General features: G+C 46.3%; 15 protein-coding genes. 11 read left to right on the top strand and 4 right to left on the bottom strand.

Annotation, left to right across the window (positions count from 1 at the left end; all coding sequences use genetic code 11):
• Position 1 precedes the first annotated feature (1 nt).
• The 5 genes from GJS45_RS20205 (at position 2) to GJS45_RS20185 (ending at position 6,940) form a co-directional block, all read left to right on the top strand.
• Positions 2-1,588: a RagB/SusD family nutrient uptake outer membrane protein gene (locus GJS45_RS20205; RefSeq protein WP_162343683.1), complete on the top strand. Its 1,587-nt coding sequence runs from the start codon at positions 2-4 to the stop codon at positions 1,586-1,588.
• A gap of 76 nt (positions 1,589-1,664) precedes the next feature.
• Positions 1,665-3,110 (top strand): sulfatase, encoded by a 1,446-nt coding sequence (locus GJS45_RS20200; protein WP_162343682.1) that lies wholly within the window; start codon positions 1,665-1,667, stop codon positions 3,108-3,110.
• A 146-nt stretch (positions 3,111-3,256) separates the two neighbouring features.
• Complete coding sequence (locus GJS45_RS20195; protein WP_162343681.1) at positions 3,257-4,705, top strand: sulfatase-like hydrolase/transferase; 1,449 nt, start codon at positions 3,257-3,259, stop codon at positions 4,703-4,705.
• A gap of 16 nt (positions 4,706-4,721) precedes the next feature.
• Entirely contained in the window at positions 4,722-6,251 is a 1,530-nt protein-coding gene (locus GJS45_RS20190; RefSeq protein WP_202928135.1) for a sulfatase family protein, read from the top strand.
• Positions 6,252-6,472: 221 nt separating this feature from the next.
• Positions 6,473-6,940 (top strand): transposase, encoded by a 468-nt coding sequence (locus GJS45_RS20185; RefSeq protein ID WP_235954891.1) that lies wholly within the window; start codon positions 6,473-6,475, stop codon positions 6,938-6,940.
• Between the two features lie 28 nt (positions 6,941-6,968).
• On the opposite strand, the gene GJS45_RS20180 is transcribed toward GJS45_RS20185, so the two are convergent.
• Complete coding sequence (locus tag GJS45_RS20180; protein ID WP_162343680.1) at positions 6,969-9,143, bottom strand: carboxypeptidase-like regulatory domain-containing protein; 2,175 nt, start codon at positions 9,141-9,143, stop codon at positions 6,969-6,971.
• 225 nt (positions 9,144-9,368) lie between these two features.
• Between GJS45_RS20180 and GJS45_RS20175 the strand changes: the two genes are divergently transcribed.
• Together GJS45_RS20175 and GJS45_RS20170 are read left to right on the top strand one after the other, a co-directional pair.
• Positions 9,369-10,232, top strand: coding sequence for a phosphoenolpyruvate hydrolase family protein (locus GJS45_RS20175; protein WP_162343679.1), 864 nt, complete (start codon positions 9,369-9,371; stop codon positions 10,230-10,232).
• A 426-nt stretch (positions 10,233-10,658) separates the two neighbouring features.
• The gene (locus tag GJS45_RS20170; protein WP_162343678.1) at positions 10,659-11,411 is read left to right on the top strand and encodes an AAC(3) family N-acetyltransferase; all 753 of its coding nucleotides are present in this window, start codon (positions 10,659-10,661) and stop codon (positions 11,409-11,411) included.
• Here the strand turns inward: GJS45_RS20170 and GJS45_RS20165 are convergent.
• Positions 11,408-14,692: an amidohydrolase family protein gene (locus tag GJS45_RS20165; protein WP_162343677.1), complete on the bottom strand. Its 3,285-nt coding sequence runs from the start codon at positions 14,690-14,692 to the stop codon at positions 11,408-11,410. The two genes, GJS45_RS20170 and GJS45_RS20165, sit on opposite strands and share 4 nt — an antisense overlap.
• Here GJS45_RS20165 and GJS45_RS20160 point away from each other — a divergent pair.
• The 3 genes from GJS45_RS20160 to GJS45_RS20145 all read left to right on the top strand — a co-directional run bounded on the left by GJS45_RS20160 (position 14,691) and on the right by GJS45_RS20145 (position 16,729).
• Positions 14,691-14,828, top strand: coding sequence for a hypothetical protein (locus GJS45_RS20160; RefSeq protein ID WP_162343676.1), 138 nt, complete (start codon positions 14,691-14,693; stop codon positions 14,826-14,828). The two genes, GJS45_RS20165 and GJS45_RS20160, sit on opposite strands and share 2 nt — an antisense overlap.
• Before the next feature lie 34 nt (positions 14,829-14,862).
• A complete protein-coding gene (locus tag GJS45_RS23865; RefSeq protein ID WP_235954890.1) occupies positions 14,863-15,312 on the top strand; it encodes an addiction module protein in 450 nt (149 codons plus the stop codon).
• Between the two features lie 259 nt (positions 15,313-15,571).
• Entirely contained in the window at positions 15,572-16,729 is a 1,158-nt protein-coding gene (locus GJS45_RS20145) for a hypothetical protein (RefSeq protein WP_162343675.1), read from the top strand.
• Positions 16,730-16,796: 67 nt separating this feature from the next.
• On the opposite strand, the gene GJS45_RS20140 is transcribed toward GJS45_RS20145, so the two are convergent.
• Both GJS45_RS20140 and GJS45_RS20135 read right to left on the bottom strand, forming a co-directional pair.
• The gene (locus tag GJS45_RS20140) at positions 16,797-17,189 is read right to left on the bottom strand and encodes a type II toxin-antitoxin system VapC family toxin (RefSeq protein WP_202928134.1); all 393 of its coding nucleotides are present in this window, start codon (positions 17,187-17,189) and stop codon (positions 16,797-16,799) included.
• Positions 17,174-17,407, bottom strand: coding sequence for a hypothetical protein (locus tag GJS45_RS20135; protein ID WP_162343674.1), 234 nt, complete (start codon positions 17,405-17,407; stop codon positions 17,174-17,176). Before GJS45_RS20135 ends, GJS45_RS20140 begins: the two co-directional genes overlap by 16 nt.
• A gap of 632 nt (positions 17,408-18,039) precedes the next feature.
• On the opposite strand from GJS45_RS20135, the gene GJS45_RS20130 reads away from it, so the two are divergent.
• Positions 18,040-19,242 carry a DUF4221 family protein gene (locus tag GJS45_RS20130; protein WP_162343673.1) on the top strand — a complete coding sequence of 401 codons (1,203 nt, stop codon included), beginning with the start codon at positions 18,040-18,042 and terminating at the stop codon, positions 19,240-19,242.
• Positions 19,243-19,317 lie beyond the last annotated feature (75 nt).

Below are 19,317 nucleotides of genomic sequence, written 5' to 3'. Positions count from 1 at the left end.
GATGAAAAAATATAGCGATATAAAAATATGGATTTCCTTGCTGACACTAGCATGGATGGGTTGCCAAGCCGATTTGTTGGAAACCATACCGAACGATAGAATTTCAAAAGAAATATTCTGGCAAACCCTGGGGGATGCTGAATTTGCAGCCAATGCGGTCTATCCCACACTGGATGGGACCAGCATCTTCTCCTATGATGGCCTGACGGATCATTTATTGACCAATCACCCCTTTAATGCCAATGTGGACTTGCAGCGTGGTTTTGGAACCATTGCCTCCGGTAGGTATTTCAGCGAATGGCAAAATGCTTATCGGGCTATCCGTAGAGCAAATGACTTTATGGATAACATTGATCAGGTAGAAGCCGGGGACCAGGCGGCGATCAATCGGCTGAAGGGTGAAGTAATGACGCTGCGGGCGTACCATTATATCAAGTTGGCCATGCTATTTGGGGATGTTCCTTTGATAACTTCCGGGATTGACATAGAGACCGGTAGGTCGGTAACCCGTACTCCAGTAAATGAAATTTGGGATTTTGTGGCGGAGGAATTGAGCCAGGCAGCAGACTGGCTTCCCTACCAGAATGATAGCAGGATAGGAAAGGGAGCAGCATTGGGACTTCAGGCTAGAGCCATGCTGTATGCAGGCAGGTTTACTGAGGCTGCAGCGGCAGCTAAAACCATCATGGATAGTCAGGAATATGCCTTGTATCCGGACTATTTTGAGCTATTTCAATATGAAGGGGAAAATAACCAGGAAGTGCTATTAGCCAGGGAGTTTGCAGCCGATGTGAACTCGCATAATATTTACGCAACGGCTGCCCCCTGGAGCCAGATTCCCGGTAGTTCAGGAAGCCTATATGTCCCAACGCAGGCCATGATCGATCGCTATCCCATGGCGAATGGCCTGCCCATCTCCGATCCCCAAAGTGGCTACGATCCCCAAAATCCTTTGGAAAACAGAGATCCCAGACTATATCAATCCGTTTTCATTTCCGGGCGAACACCGCTTCCGGATGGAGGCATATATGGTTCTACTCCGAATACAGATGGATCGGATGCGGTTCAGATTACCGTTTATTCTACCGCTACCGGATACAATATCCGAAAGTATGTAGACGAGGAGGATTATACGAATCCTTCCAACTCCGGATTAAATATCATGTTGATGCGCTATGCCGAGGTATTATTGACTTATGCAGAAGCAAAGACTGAGCTTGGAGAAATAGACCAGACGGTCTATGATGCGATCAACGAAGTCAGACAGCGCGAAAGTGTAGATTTGCCAGCCATCACGCCTGAAATAGCTTCTACGGCTGATGAGTTAAGAGAACTTATCCGGATGGAAAGGTCGGTAGAACTGGCATACGAAGGATTCCGATTGTTTGACCTCCGCAGGTGGCAGCTGGCAGAACAGGTCATGCCTGGAGTGCCCATGGGCCGGTTTTATGAAGAAGATGGGGAATGGAAACAAATACGGCTCGATGGCTTTGACCGTTCCTTTGATCCGGTCAGGGATTACCTTTGGCCCATTCCTCAGCGAGAGCGGGAACTGAATACCAATCTGACACAAAATGCAGGCTATTGATTTAAAAATCCCTCCGGCTTTTTTCGGAGGGATTTTTTGTCTTTTTTGCCATTGACAATCCCTAAATAATAAATCCATGTTCAAAAAGCAATTACTAGTTGGGCTACTCCTGATGGGCTGTTTTTCCACCTTTGCACAGACCAGCGAAAAACCCAATATTTTGTTTATCATTTCCGATGACCTGACCACTACTGCCGTTTCTTCCTATGAAAACAGTGCGGGATATACACCCAATATTGACCGGCTAGCTAGCGAAGGTACCCGCTATACCCGGGCATATTGTCAATACCCGGTTTGCGGGCCCTCACGCGCTTCCATGATGTCGGGATACTATCCGCATGCGACCGGCACTTTCGGATACGTCAGTGGCCGGGAAAATATTGGCCCGGACAAAAAGATGTGGCCTCAACTTTTCAAGGAAAACGGCTGGCACACTGCCCGGGTAAGCAAAATTTTTCACATGGGAGTGCCGGGCGATATCGAAAAGGGCTCCAATGGCACAGATGATGAGGCTTCCTGGAACGAAAGGTATAATAGCCAGGGGCCGGAATGGACCGCCGAAGGAGAGGCGGAACTGGTTCAAAACAACCCCTATGGCTTATTGCCTAGAAAGGGTGGAAACGTGATGACCATTGTCAAAGCCGATGGAGATGACCTGGTCCACTCCGATGGGAAAACCGCTCAAAAAGCCTCCGAACTGATACGTAAATTCAAAGACGAGCCCTTTTTTCTGGCCGTAGGCTTGGTGCGGCCCCATGTGCCCTTTGTGGCTCCTAGAAATTACTTTGAGCGGTATCCTTATGAGCAAGTAGTGCTTCCACCAAAGGTGCTGGGAGATTGGGATGATATTCCTGAGAAGGGGATAAATTACGTTACCACCCTGAATGCGAAAATGACTGAGGAGCAACAGAAAAAAGCGATTGGAGCTTACTATGCCTCTGTCACCTATATGGACGCACAGGTCGGTAAAATACTACAAACCCTGGAAGAAGAAGGCCTGGAGGAAAATACGATTGTCATCTTTACTTCGGATCATGGCTTTCACCTGGGAGAACATGATTTTTGGATGAAAGTCAGTTTAAAAGAAGAGTCTTCCCGGGTTCCCTTGATTGTCAAAGTTCCCGGGAAAGAAGCACAGGTCTGTCATTCCTTCGTCGAACTGATTGATCTGTATCCGACCATAGCCGAACTTGCAGATATAGAACCAGCGGACGAAATTCAGGGTATTAGTTTCGCCCCGACCTTGGATGATCCAAGCTATCATACCAGGGATTTTGCTTTCTCTGTCAATGTTTGGAGGGGCACCCATACTTTTCTGATCCGAAATGAAAAATGGGCCTTTATCCAATACGGAGAAGAAGGGGAGGACGGAATGGAGCTGTTTGATATAGAACAGGACCCCAAGCAGTATAACAATCTGGCTCAGCTTCCCGCCTACCAGAAAACGGTGGCACGCATGCAGGATATCCTCCGCCAAAAACTGCGTGAGATCCGGAAAAACGACCTACCGGAAAAAGGCTAAAAGAAACATAAAATGGGCTTTGTTAAATGATAGATTACCTGTAGTTTATGCTGAGTTGACTCAATGGTTTTTTTGCCACATCCTGGTCCCTTACATCTGCCTGGACAAGCTGAAAAAAACCACTATCTTGACCTGAAACAAATGATATGTTAGGAATTTACAAACCAAAAGAAAGAATATCCAGCCTGCTATTCGGGCTGATGTTACCCTTGGTAATGCTGCCTGGCCAGGTAGCAGGTGCCTTGCTGGAAAGCGTTGGTGACTCTACTGACCCGCCACCAAATATTCTTATCATCACGGTAGACAACGTTGGGTACGGAGATCTCAAACCCTTTAACGATGCTTCTACTATAATCACCCCGAATCTGAATTTGTTGGCGAGCCAGGGGGCACTGTTGACGAATTTTTACACGGCATCTCCAACCTGTACGGCTTCACGGGCGGCATTGCTTACCGGCAGGATTCCCCAACGAAACCAGCTATCCACACAGTTGGTAGGTCTTGAGGGCAATTACGGTATTGGCCTTCCACACTCGGAAATCATTTTACCTCAGTTTGTGAAGAATAGTCCGCACGGCTATGCAACTGCCGCTTTTGGGAAATGGAACATTGGTTTTGCCCCTGGGTCCAGGCCTACCGAACGAGGGTTTGATGAATTTCTGGGCATTGCCTCCGGAAACGCCGATCATTTTACTCATGTATATGCCGGTCGCAAAGACCTGTATCACAATACCACTGCCATCAACCGGCATGGGGAATACAGCACGGATTTGTTCGCCAATGCCGCCATGGATTTTATCACAGAAAAATCTTCCCAGGAAATCCCCTGGATGGTTTACCTTCCTTTCGATGCGCCCCACCATCCCGGAGACAGGAACGTTGATCCCGGAGAGCCTAATAGTTGGAAAGCACCCGATGATGCTTTTGAGCCCTATGATTTTGGCCCTGAGGTAGAAGATCCCAAAAAAAGGTTTCAGGCCGTGGTCACTGCCATTGATAGGGCAATCGGCAGGCTAATGGAGCGGTTGGATGAATTGGGTATTTCGGACAACACGTTCGTGTTTTTCTACTCAGACAATGGAGCCTTTTATCCTTACCTGGATATTCAATCCAATGCGCCATTTAAGGGTGCAGGGGTCACGCTTTGGGAGGGAGGGATCCATGTCCCTGCGCTGGCAAAGTGGCCGGGAAAAATTAAAGCGAACTCCATCATAAGCACTAGGCTTTGGTCACCGGACCTTTTTGTCGGGGTGGCAGACCTTGCAGCAGCAGAACTGCCGCAGGATCGGTTTATTGATGGCAAAAACCCCATTCCGGTACTTACAGGCCAGACCGTTCATTCTCCCCATGCTTCCCTATTCTTTAAATACCAATCCCATGAAGCGCTGATATGGGGGGATTATAAAATTTTGAGGGAGAAGCCCGAAGATCCGTGGATGTTGTTTAACCTTAAAGAAGATCAGGCCGAAACGAAGGATTTAGCTGAAACAAATCCCGATTTGGTTCGAAAAATGGAGGAACCCTATCGGCTAACAGAAGCGGAAATTAGCAGCTATTTGGAAAGAGAGCAAAAGAAACGTAATTTTCAACGCTAAAAAAGATAAGCATTTGATGAAGAAAATCACCCAAAACCTAAGCTATTTATTCCTGATATTTGTCCTCCCCATGTTGATTTCCTGCCAACCAGAAAGCCAGGAGCAAATCAATTCTTCCATGCCCAACGTGGTTTTACTTATGGGGGACGACCATGGCTGGGATGAAACCGGGTATAACGGACACCCTTATCTCCACACGCCCGTGCTGGACGAAATGGCCGCCACAGGACTACGAATGGATCGCTTCTATTCTGCCTCTCCGGTTTGCTCGCCCACCAGGGGAAGCATCATCACGGGCAGGCATCCCAATCGATACGGTACCTTCACTCCGGGATATTCCATCCGACCGGAAGAAATCAGCATTGCCAGCCTGATGAAAGATAGCGGCTATGCCACGGCTCATTACGGGAAATGGCATCTGGGCCCGGTAAAATCCGAATCCCCTACCAATCCCGCAGCCTTTGGTTTTGAAGAATACCTGTCTCATGACAATTTTTTTGAAATGGACCCGCCGCTTTCGGTCAATGGGGCAGAGCCCGTCATCTTTGAGGGGGAGAGTTCTGAAATTCTAATCCGTGAAGCCCGGAAATTTATGGACAAAGCCATGGAAGAAGACAAGCCTTTCTTTGTGGTTATCTGGTACGGCTCTCCCCATGAGCCGTATAGTGGTTTGCCCGAGGACCTGGCCCTGTATGAGGACCTTCCGGAGGATTTTGGAGACCGGATGGTGAAGCTGACATCCAACGAAACAGGATCCCGGGTAGAACGCCTGCAACGGGAGGTGCTTCAGGAGCGTTTTGCCGAAATTACGGCTATGGACCGTTCCATTGGGCAATTGAGGGATTACCTGGAAGAAAAGGGCCAACGAGACAATACCCTGCTTTGGTATTTTGGGGACAATGGTACCCCACAGGAGGGAAATGCCACCGTTCCCTTCCGGGGGCAGAAGGGAAATGTCTATGAGGGGGGTATCCGGGTACCTGCGGTACTGGAATGGCCCGCTAAAATCAATCAGCCCATGATCAATGATACCCATGCGGTGTCTTCTGATGTACTGCCGACTTTATTGGATATTGTTGGAGGGGACTTGCCTGAGCGACCCATAGATGGTATCAGTTTATTGCCCATGCTGGAAAACAGGATGCACCAACGACCGGAACCCATCGGATTCTGGAACGGCCGACCCAGAAATGGGGGAGAGGGCTTGGAAGACTATATCGATCCGGAACTTCAAAAAGGCACCACCCCTCTGGTCAAGCTGATGAATGGCATTGCCACCAGAAACTTTAAAAATTACCATCAAAAAGATATTCAAGAGGAAGACTTTTCAGGTCCCAGAGCTTTGCTGGACAACCAATATAAGCTGGTAATTCACGGGGGAACAGGAGAGGATGCCGAAAAGGAACTGTTTGATATCCATTCCGATCCGGCCGAAGAAAAGAATTTGATTGACAGCCAAACGGAAGTTGCGGGGAATATGGAAGAACAACTCAGGGCATGGCAACAGTCGGTTTTGGAAAGTCTGACCGAAGCCGATTATGAATGATTCATCGAGCTTTTCGAAAGAAATAGCTTTCCCAAAGTTCCAAAACTTTGGGAAAGCTGAAACGCTAGAAAAGCTAACATGCGAATATTTTCGAATTAAATAGCGATGGAACCCGCCAGTCTTACCATATTTTTAACCACGCCAACGGGGCGGAGAACCTTTTCAAAGAGCAGGAGAATTATCGATTTTTCCTTCAGCAATATACTAAATACCTCGACAAGGTGGTAGATACCTATGCCTATTGCCTGATGCCCAATCATTTTCATCTTCTGATAGGCGTATGTGAAGACCTGTCAGGTTTCCAAAACCTGACAGGTCTGACCAGCCATCCATCTAAAAATCCAGCTATAAAGGCATTTGCAGATTTTTTTAATTCCTACACCAAGGCGATCAATAAGAGATTCAATAGGAAGGGAAATCTATTTATCCGGGGATTCAAAAAAAAACCCATCCTCTCCGAACAACAATGGCAGGAGACCTTTCTTTACATTCATTTTAATCCCGTTAAACATGGCTTCGTTAAAAATCATCCTAAATGGAAATGGTCGAGTTGGCATGCCTACGAAAATCCCGCGCAGCCCTGTAGGCTGAACAGGGAATATTACCTGAACTTCTTTGACGACTGGGAGCACGTAGAAAATATGATAGAAATGAAAAAAGAAGGATTGATGAATAGAGACCTAGAGTAAGAAAAAAACCTGCCAGGTTTAGTTGTACTCAATCTGCCAGCGGATCAGGTCGTATTTGAAAATGGTATACTTTACTGGTCGTTCCTTTTCCGCCTTCCATATGGAAAGGAGCGCGGGTGCTGATGGTAGCCCATATTCCCCTGCCTTTCCAGCCTGCATTGGGATCATCGATTCGTCCATCCATCCATTTGGTATAAAACCCCATGGGATAGGGAACCCGAAGAACGATCCACTCCCCGTCTTTTAATACCAGCAATCCTTCTGACTCGTTTCCGGTATTGATGGGTATGTTTTCTCCCAGGCCCAAGGTGTTAAATTGATCAACCCAGGTATAATAGCTGGATTCAGCGCTTCCCGGATACTCCACACCTTTCATCTGGGGCAGGGGTTCCGGGTAAAAGGTCCAGCCTTCCGGACAATGCTGTCCCGTTGCATCAGGGCCATTCAAGGGCCCTTCGCATTTGCTTCGGTCAAAACTGGCCATATGACCGCTTGCCAGGGCCACCCAGGCTACTCCGTTCCGGTCGATGTCCATTCCCCGAGGAGACCAGCCTTCCAGTGGTTCTCCCGCTTCGTCCAGAGGCAATTCGTAATACTCGGTCAGAGCAGTCTCGGCAGGATTATCTCCTGGAACAATGCGGACCACCGCGCCGGGATAACCCAGGGAAGAACCCCATACCGATCCATCTGCCGCAGGAGCTACGGCATACAGCCCGTTGGTGATGCGCTTGTCTTTTTCCGGATTTACCGGCTCATTGGGTTCCACATAGGAATCTCTTTTGCCGTTGCCATTGGTGTCAAGTATCAGGGGAGTCCATCCCTGCGAGGCGATTTCATCCCCGGTTTCCAGGTATTTTTTAGTGTTTAACCAACCCACTACCTGGCCGCCACCACTGGTCCAAAGGGTGTTGTTTTCGTCTTCGGCGAACATCAGGTGATGGGTACTAAATCCCGTGCTGATGTGGTTATATTCTCCGGTTTCAGGATCGTACATACCAAGATGCCTGCTCGACCTGCTGAGCGGAAAAACCCGGGCAGAAGGATGATCTGAATTCGCTTTAAACTCTTCCGGATTGTCGAAGGGACGAACGGCCGCTGTAATCCATACCCGGCCTTCCTCATCCAACATGGGATTGTGAACATTGGCTTTACTGTTCCAAATGGCCTCCTCCCCCCAATAAGGAGATGCAGCAGGCATTTCCGGACCGGAGGCAACAGGGGTGTTTGGATCCCTCACAGTTAGGGGTACTTTGGATGTGGTATGCTTGACGGGGTCCAGTACGGGAAGGTAATCGGCACTTGCTTCCAATGCTCCATAAATCAGCCCGTTGGCATTTACGGTTGGATTTCTTCGGTCAGTGGAAACCAGGTCGTGCAGGTAGGCCTTGGGATCTGCCCAATCCCATTGGGTGATGACTACATTTCTTTCTATCCCTTTCGGCCTCTCAGGCATTTCAGGAGTTGCTCCGGCGGCTATTCTGTCCGTCCAGTCGGCAAACATTTTTAAAAAGCCTTCCTTGCCCAATTGGTGAAGCGAGGATGTCATGCTACCACCTGCCTGACCGGATTGCAACCTTCGCTCCCAGGCTGCCTCGGAGCTTTCTATTTCTCTGAATGAAGGGTGAAACTCACGGGTTCCTTTACTTCCCAACTGATGACAGGCCAGACAATTGCCATTTTTAATATTTCGAAGGTATTGGGCCTGGTTTTTAATACTGGGTGCTATTCCGTTTCCGTCTGCACCTGTTCCCGGGAAATGACTTTTATCGGGAACTTCCAATAGAGAAAACCAGTACCCGGCAGGGTAATATTCGGCAGCTTCCTCGGGATTGGCTGCTTCAACAGCCTTTAGGTTTCGATTTTGCCCGGGAGATGCTTTTTCCTTTGGAGAATCCACCAATCCGTATCCCCGTACCCATATATCAAATTCCGCATCGGGTAATTCTGGAATTAAATAACGGCCCTCCTCATTAGTGACGACAATTTTGGCATAGCGGGTAGGAAGGTCATGGGTTTCGGCAATGACCCAAACCCCGGCTTCAGGGCCATCGGGTCCGGTAACGGTACCAGAAATTGCATTAGAGGCTACATCTGAGTCCGAAGAACAGGCTGTATTTAACAATAGGAATGGTACTAAAATGGCCGTAATTAATAGAAAAGGAGTGGTCGGTTTACAGAAGGATATCGGTTGCAGAGAAGACATAATTAGTTGGGTTTTAGTAGCGATTTGACTGAGTCAATTTAGTTAAAAACGGGAAAAACACCAACAATTAACTATTAATCAATCGGTTAAGGTTAGGTTATACACCTGTTTCGCTCATTTTTACCGAGCGAAAAGCAAGGTGGCATATGGTATTTGGATGTATGGTATTTGAATAGCTGCCTGTTTTGAAATATCTTGCCGCTGAAACACCAAACCAAGCAAGATATGCCTAACCCGTGGACAGGTAAAGGAAATCCGTACACCCGACAAGAAGTAAGGGAACGGTTAAAGAAAACAATCGCTGATAGCAAGGCCATAATCGCTGCCGGTGCAGGGACAGGTATCAGCGCTAAATTTATTGAAAAAGGAGGAGCTGACTTGATCATCATCTACAATTCGGGCCGCTTTCGCATGTCCGGCCACGGGTCTACGGCTGGCCTGATGGCCTATGGAGATGCCAATGCGGTAGCCATGGAGATCGGTGAGTTTGAGGTCTTGCCCGTGGTGGAAGAGGTACCCGTGATTTGTGGCGTTCACGGATCGGATCCCCGACGAAGGATCTGGCATCATTTACTCAAAGTGAAAGACATGGGCTTCTCGGGAATCAATAATTTCCCCACCCACTGCATCGTGGATGGAAATTTCCGTCAGATATTGGAGGAGACCGGAATGAGTTTTGACAAAGAGGTCGAAATGGTGCGTATAGCAGACAAAATGGACCTGTTTTCCATTGTTTACGTGGCCAAACCGGAAGAGGCGATAAAAATGGCTGAAGCCGGGGCAGATGCCATCATTGCTCATGTAGGGACCACCGTCGGGGGTTCCGTGGGGGTTACCGGTGCTTCCTGCACCATGGAGGAGGCGATTGACAAAACCCGTGAAATAATGGATGCCTGCCAATCCATTAATCCGGACCTTTTTTTCCTAACTCATGGCGGCCCGATCAATACCCCAGAGGACGTGCGCCAGGTGCTGGAAGCCACCGATGTGCACGGTTTTGTGGGTGCCTCTTCCCTGGAACGAATGGGCGTGGAACAATCCCTGCTGGATCTTACGCGTTCTTTTAAGCAATTAAGGTTAAAAAAATAGACCTACTGAATTTTCAGTGGCATGAAATTGGATCTGTCTGAGTAGGGCAGGGATAACTCAAGCGACACATGGCGTTTTAAAATAAAAGGAAATGACATTTGATTTCACGCAGCGGTCGCGGCGAATCCGCAGCGCTCGCAGCGTGTAATAGTTACCTATCAGATGTCAATGGGAGACTTAATATTTAAAAAACGCAGAAATCGGGATGACGGTATTTATTTTTAACTATTTAAAAATCAACATATTAAAAAAATTAAAGAATGGCATCAAATCACCTCCCCCCAGCCCCCTCCTGTTTTCAGGAGGGGGAGACAGGGGGTGGTAAAAATATGTCATCGGTAGGTGTTTCCTGTTCAGGATCGGAACGGGCTATCCCGATCTTTGGTACGGCTCAAGTTATGACCATTAAGAAAAAATCATAAACACATGAATTGGAAACAGTGTATTCAGAAAGATCTGAGCCAGCTTGGGATAGGCGAGGGGGATCAGGTGCTGGTTCATGCCTCTTTGAATTCCTTAGGAAGGTTTCCAGAAAGGGCCAAAATCGTCGTTTCGGCCCTATTGGATCAGCTAGGGCCCGGGGGAACCTTGTTGATGCCTGCATTATCCTATCAAACGGTTACTCCGGAAAATCCCATCTTTGATCTGGCGAAAACACCCGTTTGTGTTGGTGGCTTACCGGAGTTTTTCCGCACCTTTCCAGGGGTACAACGAAGCATGCATCCCACGCATTCGGTCTGTGCGATCGGAAAATTAAGCGACTATTTTCTCTCGGAGCACCTGCTGGACGATACACCCTGCGGTGCGCATTCACCCTTTGCCAAACTTCCTGAAGTGCATGGGAAAATCCTGTTTCTGGGCTGCGGGTCCCGGCCCAATACCTCCATGCATGCGGTGGAAGAAGGGATCAAGCCACCTTATCTATTGGGTGCCCAGGTCCATTATACCTTAAAAGATCAAACCGGAAGGGAGATGTCAAAATCGTATTTTACGCATGATTTTGCCGGATTCGAGCAGCGGTACGAGCGGATGGAAGGGCTGTTGGGATCGGATTCCTGCCAAAAAGGAAAGGTGTTGCTGGCCGATTCGGTACTGATGGATGCCCGGAGCCTTTGGGAAAAAGGGACCCTCCAATTAAAGAAGGATCCCTATTTTTTTGTAGACCGAAAGGAGTCTTAGTGCCTGCCAACGCCGCAGCCGCAGCCGCTGTGCATGTACGTTTGGATGCTCTCGTGCCAGGGAAAGGCTTCCTGAAACAGGCGATTTTCCCAGTAAAAGGGCGGCCGCTTCCGGTTTCGGTGGCCGATCTCGTTCATGTTCTCGGTTTCATACAAGCGACCATTGATCATGGTATGGGTGATGCTTTCCGAGTGGCGGATATCCGCTAGCGGATTTTCTTCCAGAACGATCAAATCGGCCAGTTTACCGGGCTTGAGTGATCCCAGGTCCGCATCCATCCCGATATACCGGGCACCGTTGATGGTGGCCGCTTTCAACGCCTCGTGGTTGGACATGCCCCCCTGCGCCAGGCTCCACAATTCCCAGTGGGCACCCAGGCCTTGCAGTTGTCCGTGACCACCCAGATTTACGGTGACGCCTTTATTCGCCAGATCGGTGACCTGCCGGGAAGTGAGGATATGGCTGTTTTCGTAGGTTTCCTCCGGGACCATGGTTCGGTGACGGGACCGCGCATCGATCATTCCCCGGGGACTGAAACGCAGTAATTTTTCGTTTTCCCAAACATTTGTTTTCTGATACCAGTAATACTCTGCGTTGATGCCGCCGTAGTTGACAATCAGCGTGGGGGTGTAGCCCACCTCCGTTTGGCCCCAGAGCTCCAACACGTCTTTGTACACCGGCGCGATGGGGATGTTGTGTTCGATGCCCGTGTGGCCGTCCTGAATCATGGAAAGGTTGTGGAAAAAGGTGGAACCACCCTCGGGTACCACGTTTACCCCCAATTCCCGGGCAGCTTGCAGTACCTGTTGCCGCTGATCCCTTCGGGGCTGGTTATAGGATTTTACAGCCGTGGCGCCGAAAGCCTTTGTGCGGCGTACCGAAAATCGGGCATCTTCCAGCTTGTTGATGACTGCTTTGAAATCACCATCCGCGCCATAGAGAATAAAACCCGTGCTGAAAATCCGGGGCCCTACCAGCGCACCGCTTTGCACCATTTCGGAAAGGGTAAAGACCGTTTCGGTATTGGCCGATGGGTCGTGGGCGGTGGTCACGCCATAGGCCAGGTTGGCGTACAATTGCCAGTTTTGCTGCACGGTAAGCCCATCCCGAAAAGCTCCGATATGGGCGTGGGCATCCACGATGCCCGGCATGATGGTTTTTCCGGCCATATCGTACACAACTGCTCCATCGGGGATGGAAACGGCAGCGGAGGAACCTACTTCTTTGATAGTGGAACCCTCGACGATGACCGTGCCGTTTTCGATTACTTCATTTCCTTCCATGGTGATCAGGGTGGCACCGGTAAAGGCAATGATTCCTTCCGGCCGATCGACCGCAGCCTCCAATTCAATTTTTATCGGTTCGTTTTCGGTTTTTTCCTCTTTCCTATCTGATTGGCCCAGAAAATCAAAGTTTTCGTCCAGTCGCTTGCTGTGATAGGCATCACCCAGCGTCCAAAAAATAGTCTCACTGTCTGGAGACCAGTGCAGGTTCAGGCCCGCATCTTCGGATAGTTGGGCCACCGGCAGGGATTTGGTTTTATCATCCAGGTTGACCGTTTGGCCATTGAGTACCAGGGGTGCCAGGTAGGCTTTGTGCAAGTGGATAAAGGCTACCCATTGATTGTCCGGGCTGGGCACCAGGCGGTTGGCGTATTTGGATTCAATGTGCGTGCGCTCGTCCTGTCCGTTAAGGTCTACGGATTTCAGGCTTTTGGTCAGGTTTCCGAAGAACTTTCCGCCGGTCTGAAAAAATACCCGATTGCCTTCCCGGGTAAATACCGGGAAATCGCCATCTTCGACCAACTTTTTGGTTTCCCGGGATTGCCGATCCATCAGGTAGATGCCGGGATTTTTAGTAAAGGTGCGGCCCTGATCCAGGTTGCCCGATTCTTTGCGGTAAAGGATCCGGGTCCCATCCGGAGAATAGGAGGGATTTCTGTAGATTCCTTTTTCCTGGCTGAGGGTTGAAACGGTATTATTTCGCAAATTCACTTCTTTAATGGCTCCTTTGTTCAGGTCATTCCAGGTTACAAAAAGGAGTTTATCCCCATTCGGGGAAAAGGCAGGTTCCGCCTCAAAGTCCATACCCTCCGTAATTCTTCTCGGTTTTCCATTTGGCAGGTCTTTGATCCAGAGATAGCCCAATGCCCGGAATACCAGTTGCTGGCCATCCGGCGAAGTGACCGCATCCCGGATCATGCGGGGGGTGAAGGTCTCTTTAGCGATGGGATGGCTGAAATGAACCCGTTCGGCTACGGGAATAGCAACTTCTACCGTAAAAGGAATGTTGCTTTGGTCCAGGTTTTCGGTGTTGATTTTCTGGATTTTCCCTTTGGCCCAGATAAGTATCTGCCGGTTGTCCGGCATCCAGGCGAATCCGGGGTATACCCCAAAAATAGCCCAGGCGGTTTGTTGATCTTTGTTTAGTTCATCATAGACCGGCCATTCTTCGCCCGTTTCCAGGTCGTGGATGTAGAGCACCGATTTGGTTCTGACTCGCTTTACAAAGGCCAGTTTTTTTCCATCCGGAGAAACCTGAGGCCGGGCCGCACCTCCGGGTCCTCCGGTGAGCGTTTCCGTTTCCCCTGTTTCAAAATCGTAGCGTTTGATCACATAAATCTGTCCATTGGGATCCCGGTTGTATTCAAAGCTGCCCCCAGGGGCCATGTCTTCACTGAAATACAGGTACCTGCCATCGGGGGATACGCTGGGTTCGTTGACATCCTGCTGATCGTTTTTTCTTTCTGTGAGCTGTAACCCTTCTCCGCCGGAAATATGGTACTGCCACATTTCTCCGGCACCCAGCGACCGGCCGGAGGTAAAGTGTTTTCGAGCCACCAGGTAGTTGCCATCCGGCATCCACACCGCATTATTGAGCAGGCGAAAGGACTCTTTGGTGACCTGACGGGCATCGCTGCCATCGGGCTTCATGATCCAAACATTGTCACCTCCTCCGGCATCAGAGGTAAAGGAAATCCATTTCCCGTCCGGGCTGAAGCGCGGCTGCACCTCAAACGGCAGGCCGGATCTCAGGACAGTTGCGGTTCCTCCGGAGATCGGCATGGAGTAGATATCTCCCAACAGGTCGAAAACGATGGTGTTCCCGTCAGGGCTGACATCCAGGTTCATCCAGGTGCCTTCGTCGGTAGTAAAGGTTACGTTTTCAAATTCCCAATCTCCTTCGGGTGCCGCTACCTGCCAGTCGGTTTCTTCCTGGGCCAGGATAGGGGAGGTGATGAATAGGAGTATAACTGTTGTTTTGAATAATATGCCACTCATGAAATTCCGGATTATTGGTTTGAAGGGTAAAGATAGGGAGAAAATGCTGGTCTGCGATTTTTTTGGAGAACATGGAGGAACGGAAAAGGGCGGTGCAGCACCACTGCCCGCCGGGATGAATCAAATCCATAAATAAATCGTTAACTTTACTGTGTAAAATGACGATTGGTATGGACGTAAAATCTGTTAAAATCGATCTTATCCATTGGCTTACTGAGCTTCAGGACATATCTGTTCTTGAAAAACTTCAAGGTCTAAAGGAAGCGCAGGAAAGTTCTTTTGAATTAAGTGCGGAACAAAATAAGGAGCTGGATAGCAGGCTTGGAAAGTATGAAACCGGGGATATGAAGTTTTCTTCATGGGAGAAGGTAAAGGAAGGAGTAATTATTATGGGAGCAATAGACATAAAACAGGAATTAAGGACGCTGATCGAAAAGGAAAATGACCTTCATGTGTTAGAGGCGATTAAAACCTTACTTATTAAGTCCAGTTTAGATCCGGTCCTTAAAGAGAAGCTGACCTCCAGGGCATTAAAAGCCGAAGAAGATATCCGGGCAGGCAGCGTATATACAAGGGAAGAGTTAGAGAGGAAGCTGGACGACAGTCCCCGGAAAAAATGAAAGGATAACCAACCTCCCACCAAAATGAGCATTGAACCAACGACAGATTTTTCAGATTAGGCGGTATTCGGCATCAGTCGTCAGCAAAATGTCATCCTTTTTCATGCCTATTGGCAGAATAATTTTCAATGGATATTTTTCAACTAGAATAGAAAAAACTATCTTTATGTTTGTTGGGTGGTGCGAGATGTTTTTAATAACAACATTTTCATAGAATTCATCCTTCAAAATTGTTGAATCTAATTTTATTCAATATTTCATGAAAAATAGTGTTCATTTAATTTCGGAGAGTAGTATAGTAGTGCTGTTTATCCTAATTGTTTCATGTTCACATTCTAAAAAAGGAGATAACAATAATAGTCTAGCTGGCATCACATCTCTCCAACTAAAGGATTCAATTTTAGTAAATTATTTGGAGGAGCTGACTCTTATGGATGCCTCGGAAAATTTTTCGGAATTTCTAGCGTTGAATAAAAAGACTGATGAAGTTGTCATTTTTAATAATGATGGAATTATTGTTAATTCTTTTGAAAACAGAAAGGACTCTCCTGATGCGGTTAACAATATTTTCTCGTTAAGTTTTACAAAAAGTAATGAAATTATCCTTGGAGCAAGCCCATCAATATTTGCTATTTATGATAGAGGGGGCAATCAATTAATAAAAAATAAATTTTCTTCTCTTTTTCCGCGAGGCTCTTCAATAGTTCAAAAACAACTTTTCAATACAGAGGAAAATAAAGTTTTGGGACATCTCCATGCATATCCTGATAGTTCATTCTCAAATGGCATAATAAAACCAACACTTCTATTAATTGATCCTGAGGCAATTTCCGAACCGAAACCGATGCCCAAAATTCCCGCAAAAAGCAAATATAGTGATGGAAAATTCCATGGATATGTTTTCCCTATTCTTAACTATTTTAGAGGTAAGTTAATGCTTGCTTACAGCAATGACCCACGGCTTTATGTTTATAACTATCAAAACGAAGAATTATACCTCAGTGAAACTATAGACCTCGATATTTATGACTTTGTGGAGATTGTTTCTTCGTCTGATGAAAAATCGTTTGACTTTGATAACAATTACCGTGAAATGAAGCCTGGGATGATCTGGGGAATTTTAAGCAACGATAGAAATATTTTTGTTATGTATGCTAAAGGAATCTCAGAAACTAGGTTTGATGGTGAGTTACATTTTAAAATTACAAAAGAATCAATCGAAAGTAATCCGATGTATTTAATGGTTCTTGATAAAAATTTGAAAATTGTTCAAAAAGATATAGCGATACCTTATTTTATTTTGGACGGATTTAAATCGGTTTCTGACAAGGGGGTATTTATTGGTAGAAAAAGTCCTATATTTTCTGATATAGAGGCTAACCATGAGATATTTTATACTTTTGAAATCGATAGATAATGTGTTATTGAGTAGATTCAATCTAAATAAGAAACTGGATGGTCCTTTGATTTCAACCTGTGACATTCTATTCATGGATAGATAAACCCGTTATTCTTCTGAAATGATCCGTATTTTTTGTCGCAATTTTTAATCCATTATTTTTGGCAGTTGCTCCGATTAATAAATCGGGAATAGCTATCATCATATTGTTTTGTTTTAAGTTCTTTTGAATTCTCACCGCTTCTTTTGCACATTGACTATTAAATTCCAATATCCTCATATTACTGAAGAGCAGATCCCAAAAGCTCTTCTGATCATGAGTAGCACCCATATATACTTCATATTCAGTGATGGCTGAAACAGCAAAAAAATATTTCTTTGTTTCAACTAATTGAAAAAATTCTGAATTCCTTTTGTTCTTTTTTCTGAAATAATCGATTAGGATAGAAGTATCCAACAATATCACTTCTCCCGCCATTGGCTAAATTTTTTTCTATTATTTTTAAATTCCCAGTATTTTTCATCGCTCATAACCGGGCCATTGGCGATTAGGCTTTCTAATCCATCAGAAGTGTCAATATTTTTTTCAAGGGAGATTTTCTCAATTTCTGCTTTTAGTTTAATCACCTCGTCAACAGGTAATTGGCTGATAATGGCAATCAGCTGTTCATATCCTATGTTCAATTTGATTTCCATTGATTTAGCGTTGAATCATCCTTCATTCTGGATGAACGTTTTTCTAATTAAAAGGGTACCTAAATTGCACTTCACCTATGGGTGAATATAGGTCAAAAAGTTGATTGTTACAATAAGAAGACTACCGGAATATCTGATTGCGTAAAATATTGTCGAATTTTGAAAGAGATAGCATTGAACCAACGACAGACTTTTTAGATTAGGCGGTATTCGTCATCAGTCGTCAGCAAAATACGCTCCTTTTTCATACCTATTGGCGGATTAATTTTCACGTATATTTTTCAACTTAAAAAGAATAAACTATCTTTATGGTTGTTGGATGGAGCAAAACGTTCTTTGTTTACCTGCCGTCAGGTCCAGGAAAGTAGTGAAGGGAAAGCTTTTAAATCTCTGAAATGGTTGTGCAGGGCCTTAGGGTTATGAATTTATTCATAATTATTCCTGATGACGAAGGTAAACGACCCGAAAACATCTTCAGCCAGCGCACCCATTTTCCTGATGCTTTGGGGGAAAAGGGGAGTACTGCTTAAAATTAATCCGTCAAAGGAGGTACCCAATAAATGAAAGGCTGTAAAATGGAAGCATTTTAAATAAGAGTACTTGAGATGGAAATCACTTAAACAAGGGAAGAAATGCCAAAGGTAAATTTAGGTTGGTTGGAGTGTATTAAGAAGAAAGTACATGTTAGGTGTCAATTGGCTGAATTACATAAATTCAGGAATTGGAAGTATTTCCTATTTTCAGTACTATTTTACCTGTCCTTTTCTTGCCAGGAGAGGAGTACCGAACAAGGTAGTCAGGTCATTGAGTATTTAGTAGATACAGTTCTCATAGACTCAAAAGAACAAATATTGGGTGTTTCAGGGTATATGAATGCTTCCGACCTGGATGATGATGAAAAATCCTTTTTTTTGTATAATCACCATGATCATTCCATTGACGAAATCGACCTCGATCGGAAAGCCTTTGTGAGATCCTTTCCCTTGGAAGTTGAAGGACCCAATGGGGTAGGCCAGCATATCTTTGGTTTGCAGTCTTTGAAGGAGAACCTGCTGTTTCTAAAATCCATACCCTTCTCCTCAGTGATTGATAAAAATGGACGTGTAGTGCAAAAGGTCAATTGGCTTACAGCAAAGGATTCCGCAGGAGACCCATTTGGTGCTGTACCGCCGAGAATGGAGTTAGTAGTGAACACCGGGGATTGGCGGGTGGTGGGGACCAATCTCGATTTTATGGAAAAGACGGCTTTTTTGGGAATCTTATCAGTCCTGGACAATAGGGTTAAAAATATCGATTTAGATCCAAAGAATTCCTTTACTGATTATTTTTTCAAAGCTGGCATTGTTCCCCGTCCCCCATGGGTATATCTCAATGCCGATGAGAACTATATTTATATAACCCACCAATATTCTAATGAAATAATCCTCTTTAATCTAAGGGGTGAGCTGATAAAAGTCGTCGACTACGAACCAAAACTGACGCCTAAAAGAGCTAAATTGCCGGAAATTTTAAATGGAACTCGGGAGCAAATTAGTAAGGAGGAAAGAAAGCTTGGGGAACAAGTCCATTATGAATCCCCGGTATGGGACAAAGTAAATAGGCGCTATTTTCGGTTATCCACTAAGTGGATCCACGGAAATGGACCTGATGGAACCGCAGAGAACGTCAGGCCTAGGGTGTTTTTGTCAGTCTTGGACTCCGAATTTAATCTTGTATCGGAGGCGGAATTGGAAGAGGTACCCAACATTTATTACAGATACTTCGCCAAAGACGGGAAGCTTTGGGTATGTCAGAATTTTTGGGATGAACTTGGATTTCTTGTCTTTGATCTGTGAGACTGGTGGTTCTGAGGATTAAAAATACGCTAAGAAAACCAAAGCAATAAAAGAGTAAAGTTACCCGTGATAATA

Source organism: Cyclobacterium salsum (assembly GCF_010119245.1).
GTDB classification, from domain to species: Bacteria; Bacteroidota; Bacteroidia; order Cytophagales; family Cyclobacteriaceae; genus Cyclobacterium; species Cyclobacterium salsum.
Note: the sequence above shows the minus strand (reverse complement) of the source record. Positions and strands in the feature narration are given on the sequence as shown.

What these genes read in the sequence shown, in the direction of transcription:
- GJS45_RS20205 (WP_162343683.1), top strand. Translation starts at nt 2, where the DNA reads ATGAAAAAATATAGCGATATAAAAATATGGATTTCCTTGCTGACACTA.
- GJS45_RS20200 (WP_162343682.1), top strand. Translation starts at nt 1,665, where the DNA reads ATGTTCAAAAAGCAATTACTAGTTGGGCTACTCCTGATGGGCTGTTTT.
- GJS45_RS20195 (WP_162343681.1), top strand. Translation starts at nt 3,257, where the DNA reads ATGTTAGGAATTTACAAACCAAAAGAAAGAATATCCAGCCTGCTATTC.
- GJS45_RS20190 (WP_202928135.1), top strand. Translation starts at nt 4,722, where the DNA reads ATGAAGAAAATCACCCAAAACCTAAGCTATTTATTCCTGATATTTGTC.
- GJS45_RS20180 (WP_162343680.1), bottom strand. Translation starts at nt 9,143, where the DNA reads ATGTCTTCTCTGCAACCGATATCCTTCTGTAAACCGACCACTCCTTTT.
- GJS45_RS20175 (WP_162343679.1), top strand. Translation starts at nt 9,369, where the DNA reads ATGCCTAACCCGTGGACAGGTAAAGGAAATCCGTACACCCGACAAGAA.
- GJS45_RS20170 (WP_162343678.1), top strand. Translation starts at nt 10,659, where the DNA reads ATGAATTGGAAACAGTGTATTCAGAAAGATCTGAGCCAGCTTGGGATA.
- GJS45_RS20160 (WP_162343676.1), top strand. Translation starts at nt 14,691, where the DNA reads ATGAAATTCCGGATTATTGGTTTGAAGGGTAAAGATAGGGAGAAAATG.
- GJS45_RS20165 (WP_162343677.1), bottom strand. Translation starts at nt 14,692, where the DNA reads ATGAGTGGCATATTATTCAAAACAACAGTTATACTCCTATTCATCACC.
- GJS45_RS23865 (WP_235954890.1), top strand. Translation starts at nt 14,863, where the DNA reads ATGGACGTAAAATCTGTTAAAATCGATCTTATCCATTGGCTTACTGAG.
- GJS45_RS20145 (WP_162343675.1), top strand. Translation starts at nt 15,572, where the DNA reads ATGAAAAATAGTGTTCATTTAATTTCGGAGAGTAGTATAGTAGTGCTG.
- GJS45_RS20140 (WP_202928134.1), bottom strand. Translation starts at nt 17,189, where the DNA reads ATGGCGGGAGAAGTGATATTGTTGGATACTTCTATCCTAATCGATTAT.
- GJS45_RS20135 (WP_162343674.1), bottom strand. Translation starts at nt 17,407, where the DNA reads ATGGAAATCAAATTGAACATAGGATATGAACAGCTGATTGCCATTATC.
- GJS45_RS20130 (WP_162343673.1), top strand. Translation starts at nt 18,040, where the DNA reads ATGCCAAAGGTAAATTTAGGTTGGTTGGAGTGTATTAAGAAGAAAGTA.